Raw genomic sequence first — 6,375 nt, forward strand, 5'->3', positions numbered from 1 at the left:
CGCTAGACCGCTACTGCCGACCGACCGTCAGCGCAGCCTGCTGCTACAGCGCTTCCGTGACAGATTCGCCGGCCCGTTTCTGGTCTATGGCATCGGTGGTGATTTCTTCAATTACGTGGCCCCTGTCGCTGAAGAGCTGGAGATCCAGGCCCTGCTGGATTCCTCTCCGAGCAAGTGGGGCCAACGGATAGGTTCGCGCATCATCGGCAGCTATGACCCTGCCGAGCATGGGATGTTGCCCATACTGGTCTGTTCCATTCGCTTCGGGGCGAACATCAGGCAGCACCTGCTGACCCAGGGCATTGCGGAAGATCGCATCATCGGCCTCGAGAGCATCTATGAACACACCTGATCCCATCCTTGCCGAAGATCTGGCCGGCATCCTCGATGCGCCCCTGCCCTGGGAGCAGCTGTATGGTCGTCATGTCCTCGTCACTGGTGCTTCAGGATTTATCGGCGGACATATCGTCGAGGTCCTGGCCTGGCTCAATCGTTGCTACCCGCAAGCGAACCTGCGCATCCATGCGATGGCTAGAAATCTGGAAAAACTGCATCAGCGCTTGCCCTGGCTGGATCTTCCGGGCGAAGTGACCCCTCTGATTCAGGATGTCACCCAGCCCTGCGAGTTGGACATACCGCCAGACATCATCATTCACGCCGCCAGCCCGGCTAGTCCGCGGTACTACCTGGATCGGCCGGTGGATACCATCCTTGCCAATTCCAATGGTACTCAGCAGTTGCTGGAGCTCGCGCGTTCCAGGCAAGCCCGATTCCTGTTCCTCAGCAGTGGTGCGGTCTATGGCGACAACCCCCTGCAGATCGATGCCATTGGGGAAGGCGATTTCGGCGGCGAGGATCCCCTGACGCCACGCGCTTGCTACAGCGAAAGCAAGCGTCTGGCCGAAACCTTGTGCCATGCCTACCACGCGCAATACGGCATCGATACCCGAATCGCGCGCATCTCTCATTGCTACGGCCCTGGTATGCGCCTGAACGACGGCCGGGCCATTGCCGACCTGTTGGCCGATGTTCTGGCCGATCGGGATATCAGGCTCGACTCGGACGGCAACGCCTCGCGTCCCTTCTGCTATGTCTCCGATACCGTCCTGGGGCTGTTTCACATACTTTTCCGGGGGGAGCCTGGCAACGCCTACAACCTGGGGGAAACCCAGGAGATCACCATCCTGGAGCTGGCCGAGAAAATGATCGCCGTAGCAGGCAAGCGCGATCACCTCAGCGTTCGGGCGCAGGCCCGGAGCGGCCTGGCACCCGCGGCGCGCAGCTCGGGCCATTTCGACATCGGCAAGATCAGACGACTGGGCTGGCGCCCACGTATCGACCTGGACACGGGGCTGGCCCGCATGCTTGGCAGCCACGAGGGCGATGACCCGGCGCGAAATCCCTCTGTTCCCGATAGGCAGTCTGCGCAGATGGCGCCTCTGGCTGAGAGCAGGCCTTCCTGCCCCGAGGAGGCCAATGCGATTTCTCGGCCTGCAGCTTCGTCTGTCGGCCAGGTGTTCTGGCAGCAGGGCATGGTGGATCGCAGCGTTCGAGAGGCATTGATCCGGCAAAAGGGGTTGACCCTTTGGCTCACGGGCCTGAGTGCCTCGGGCAAATCCACCACGGCCTATGCGCTGGAGCGACAACTCATCGATACGGGGCGTTTGTGTTGCGTACTTGATGGCGACAACCTGCGCCACGGCATCAATCGCAACCTGGGCTTTACCCATGAGGATCGCACGGAGAATATACGTCGAACCGCGGAAATCGCACGATTGATGAACGATGCGGGATTGATCGTCATTGCCTCGTTGATTTCTCCCTTGATCGCTGATCGCGGCATGGCTGAGGAGATCATCGGTGCAGACAGTTTCGTCGAGATCTACCTGAATACACCGCTCGAGATCTGCGAGGCGCGTGACCCGAAGAAACTGTACAGCAAGGCCCGACAGGGGTTGATTACGCACTTTACCGGTATCAGCGCACCCTATGAGGCGCCACCATTTGCGGATGTCTGCATCAATACCGCGCGGCTATCGCCTATCGAGGCTGCCCAACTGATTCTCTCGAAGACAAACCTGCATATGGACGTGCAGCTCGGAAAAGGAAACTGAACGTGTCGCCGCCCATTTTCGTTCATGTGGCAAAGACTGCTGGAAGTACGCTGCGTACTTTGATAACTGCAAATTACGCTCCGGAGCAGGTGATCACCCTAAATGGGGATCCCAAAGAGATTCTGAAGGCCGCTGGCTCGTATGTGGGAAAAACGGAATCCTGTCGCCTCATATATGGGCATACGCCTTATGGCACTCATCGTTTTTTGGGGATACGCCAGCCACGCTACTACACCTTTCTGCGCGATCCTGTGGAACGCTTCCTTTCGGATATCGCCCATACGATCCGTCACTCCGACCATAACTTTCATACCACGCTCTCGGAGCCGGGGCTTTCCAGAGATCAGATAATCAGCAGGGCGCTGGACATAAACTACTACCGCAACAACATGGTGCAGTTTGTAAGTGGGTCATTTACGACTGAGGTTGTGTCCATGAGTCACTTGGGTGTCGCTATAGATAATCTGTGGAGCAGCGAGTTCGTTGGTATTACCGAGCAGTTCAGCCCATCGCTGTTAATAATGGCAAAGAGGCTTGGCTGGAAATATGTAATTCCACAGAAGGTCAATGTGCGTCCGGATGTGAGGGAGGACATATCTCCTGAATTGAGAGCCAGACTTGAACGGGCACTTGCCTATGATTGTGCGTTATATGCGGCGGCGCGGGAGCATCTGGCCGAGAGTCAGAGAGGATATGGTCAATTATTGGCGGAGGCGGCTTCTCAACTGGAAGAGATTATCGCTATGCAGGAAGTCGATAGTCCAGACGTGCAGTTTTTAACGTATCAGGTAGGGCAGGAACGATGCATACCTACTGGCCACTACGATGCGCTGATTGGGCGTGACTCACCTTTGTCGCGTTGGATGTGTGAATAGTATGAGCGAAGCTTATGACTCGTCAGTCAGACCTTGTGAAATATGTGGTAGTTGCTCAGCCAAAGTGCTGCATCGACAGAGCTTTCTGTTTCCTGGCCTAGCCGAACCTGTGCACTACGACGTAGTGACATGCCGAGCGTGCGGTTTTTGCTATGCAAGCGATATTCCCGACCAGTCGGCGCTCAACCAGTTCTACCAGGCTGTCGATCATCATGTGCATGCCGAATTGCCGCCGGGGTTGGCGCGTATCCATGGCGAATTCTTTCGATTCGTGCATGGCCACGCCTCACTGGCGAGCGATGCCCGCATCCTGGATATCGGCTCCGGCATGGGGCATTTTCTCCATCACTTCCAGAGAGCCGGCTTCACGGACCTACAGGGCATGGAGCCAAGCCTGGCGGCGGCAGAACTAGCGCGCAATACCTACAGCCTGAACGTCCATAGCGCGAGCGTCGATACCTTTGTCGCCAGCGAGCGCTTCGATCTCGTCAGTCTCTGCGGCGTGCTAGAGCACATTGCCGATTTGCGCAGAAGTATGGAGAGCATTTCTGCTCTGTTGCGAGACGATGGCTATCTGTTCATCGCTGTCCCCGATGCATCCAGTTTCGGGCAGGTCGTACCTGCCGAGCCCTTCCTGGAGTTTGCGCTGGAGCACATCAACTTCTTCAGCGCCACCAGTCTCGACAACCTGCTGCGTGCCTGCGGTTTCGAGAAGGTGATCGTCGCCTCCCAGCACAATGACTTCTACGACAACAACTATCTGCTGGCCCTGTACCGGCGGGTAGCGCAGCCATCCTTGGCCATTGTCAGCGATAGCGAAGCCGCACCCAGCCTGCGCGTCTACGTCGATCTTTCGCGGCAAGGCTTGCGCCCCGTGGAGGCCGTGGCCAAGCAGCTGGTGGCGAGTCAGGAGCCTTTGCTGATTTGGGGGGCTGGTGCCTTGACCAGTCGGTTGCTGTGCGACACCTGCCTGGGGCAGGCCAATATATGTGGGGTCATCGACCGGAACAGGCGCTTGCAAGGCAAGGAGTTGCTGAACACCCTCATCACGGCACCCGACTCAATCGGAAATTACCAGGGGGCTACGGTTTTCATCGCTAGCACCACCTACTCGGCAGAGATACGCGAAACGCTTCTACAGCGGTATGCCTGGACTGGAAGGATCATCACTCTGGCGTCGGGAGCAACGTCATGAACAGGCTTATCGAACTTAGGCAAGCCCATGAGCAAGGGGAAATCAAGAAGCAGGACTACATCGAAGCCATCCATGCCCTGCATGCCCAGCTCTTTACGTATCCCGAGTTTCTGCAAGCGACCGACGTGGAGGCGCTCAGTATTCGGCCCGAGGGCGTCTTCGTTCGTTCGCGTTCACAGCAAATCGAGCTATTGCTTGATCCCGAGGATCAACATCTGGTGCCTTGTACCCTGATGAATTTTCGCGATTACGAGACGGTAGAAACGGAGTTTCTCAAGTCGCTGATGCATGCCGGCTCCGTTTTCCTAGATATAGGGGCCAACTGCGGCTGGTACTCGCTGGCATTGTCTCAGCATTGCCCGACGGCGCGAATCTATGCATTCGAACCCATTCCGCATACCTACGATATTCTGCTGCGTAATGTTCGACATAACGACTGCAGGAATATCGAGACGTTCCGGTCGGCGGTCTCAAGCGAGGACATGCCGCTAGAGTTTCTCTATACCCCCCGTTGTTCGGGAGCTACGTCGTTAGTTGAGGCGGGCCAGCCCGTCCAGCCTGAGAAGCTGGAAAGAATTACGTGCCCCAGTACGACGCTGGACAGTTTCTGCACGCAGCATGATCTGGCACCGGACATCATCAAGTGCGATGTGGAAGGAGCGGAATTGATGGTTATCCAGGGTGGCGAGAAAGTTCTGGCGACCCAAAAACCAGTGATTCTAATCGAGCTGCTACGCAAGTGGTCGAGGAAATTCGGCTATCACCCCAATGATGTAGTGATGCTGCTCAGTGGTTATGGCTATCGGGCTTATACGTTATGTGAGAACGGGCTGAAGCCTTGCTCGGCCATTGATGACGAAACCGTGGAGACGAATTTCGTCTTTCTCCATCCACAAACCCATTGGCATATTGCATGAATGTTTTTGCTCCGCCCCTTACCGTCGCACTGCTGACTTATAACCGCAGGCATTATTTGCAAGAAGCCATTGAGGCTATTCTTCGGCAGAGTTATCGAGATTTCGAATTGCTGGTACTCGATAATTGCAGTACCGATGGTACCGCGGAATACGTCCTGAGCCTTGCCGATCCGAGAATCCGCTACATCAGGAATGCACCCAACAACTGTACTGTCACTTTCAATTGTATTTCTGCCTACCATCTGGCCATCGGCCGTCGTGTGATCGCTACCCATGATGACGACATCATGGAAAACGACATGCTGGAACGCCAGATGCGCTTTCTTGACGAGCATCCCGGAACTGCCTTGGCGTGGTGTCGCGTCAGTGATATCGACCAGGACGGCAGGCCAATGCTACAGGCTACCGTGAGCGATGTTGACCGGGTCTTTGCGCCCGGTGAGTACATCACCAGCTTCCTTAAGACGCGCTTATGGCCCATGCCCAGTGGCGTCATGCTGGACAGGGCTGCGCTGCCGAAAGGCTACAGGATCGAGCGCTATCTCCAGCCTAAGGCCACTGATGGCAATCCCATGGACACGGCAGGCATTGCGGACGTGTTGTTTCCGGCCAGGGTTAACCAGAAACATGGCGTGGGATATATCGCGCAGCCCCTGCTACGTCGCAGGGTCCATCTCAACCAGTTTTCCCATACGGTCAGTCTGTCGCGCCCTGGGGTGCCTTTGTATCGCAGGCTGGAGCGTATAGCTCGAGGCGTCAAAGGACTGGCACCAGATGTTCTGCATTTTCGAACCTTCGTTGATCGCTTCGATATTCAGGAGGCCATCACGACGAATGAATCCGCTGTCGTTTCTCCGCTAATCATTCGGCGCATCAAAAAAGTCGTTAGCAAGCTTGTGGAGCATGTTGATACTGCGCCAGGTGCATTTCTGGCCGGGTTACCTATTTTTTTGCTCAAGAATCTCATCATGTCCAGTGACGACATAGCGTCCTTGCAGGGCTTGGATTCCAGCGGCTATGACAGCGCCACGCAAAAGATGCTGCTCTGGGCAGGCAAGACCTTGGCTGAACCTGAGTCGAGCATTCTTGCCCCCTTGGCTGGTCGGCGCATCATCATTTTCGGCAGCGCCTTTATTGCTGCACTACTGATTCTCGAAGCGCGCCGGCATGGTTTTCACGTCGTTTGTTGTGTCGATTCGAATAGCACCCGCTATGGAACTCAATTGCTCGACGTGCCTATCCACGCTCCGGGGTGGATGCTTAAGCATGTCAGC

Annotated in this window: 6 protein-coding genes; all 6 read left to right on the forward strand. The window is 56.2% G+C overall.

All coding sequences use genetic code 11. The annotated features are described in order from the left end of the window. Positions 1-352: hypothetical protein (locus ACN0S4_RS13440; RefSeq protein WP_417658136.1), on the forward strand; the 352-nt coding region annotated here is incomplete at its 5' end. Continuing rightward, positions 339-2,114: an adenylyl-sulfate kinase gene (gene cysC / locus ACN0S4_RS13445; protein WP_417658137.1), complete on the forward strand. Its 1,776-nt coding sequence runs from the start codon at positions 339-341 to the stop codon at positions 2,112-2,114. The genes ACN0S4_RS13440 and cysC, both read left to right, overlap by 14 nt. 2 nt (positions 2,115-2,116) lie before the next feature. Continuing rightward, entirely contained in the window at positions 2,117-2,989 is an 873-nt protein-coding gene (locus ACN0S4_RS13450; protein ID WP_101275595.1) for a sulfotransferase family 2 domain-containing protein, read from the forward strand. 109 nt (positions 2,990-3,098) lie between these two features. Then, the gene (locus ACN0S4_RS13455) at positions 3,099-4,184 is read left to right on the forward strand and encodes a class I SAM-dependent methyltransferase (RefSeq protein ID WP_417658138.1); all 1,086 of its coding nucleotides are present in this window, start codon (positions 3,099-3,101) and stop codon (positions 4,182-4,184) included. Continuing rightward, positions 4,181-5,101: an FkbM family methyltransferase gene (locus ACN0S4_RS13460; protein WP_417658139.1), complete on the forward strand. Its 921-nt coding sequence runs from the start codon at positions 4,181-4,183 to the stop codon at positions 5,099-5,101. Before ACN0S4_RS13455 ends, ACN0S4_RS13460 begins: the two co-directional genes overlap by 4 nt. Beyond that, a partial coding sequence (locus ACN0S4_RS13465; protein ID WP_417658140.1) for a glycosyltransferase family 2 protein occupies positions 5,098-6,375 on the forward strand: 1,278 nt, incomplete at its 3' end. The genes ACN0S4_RS13460 and ACN0S4_RS13465, both read left to right, overlap by 4 nt.

This window comes from Pseudidiomarina aestuarii (genome assembly GCF_048263735.1).
Classification (GTDB): Bacteria; Pseudomonadota; Gammaproteobacteria; order Enterobacterales; family Alteromonadaceae; genus Pseudidiomarina; species Pseudidiomarina aestuarii_B.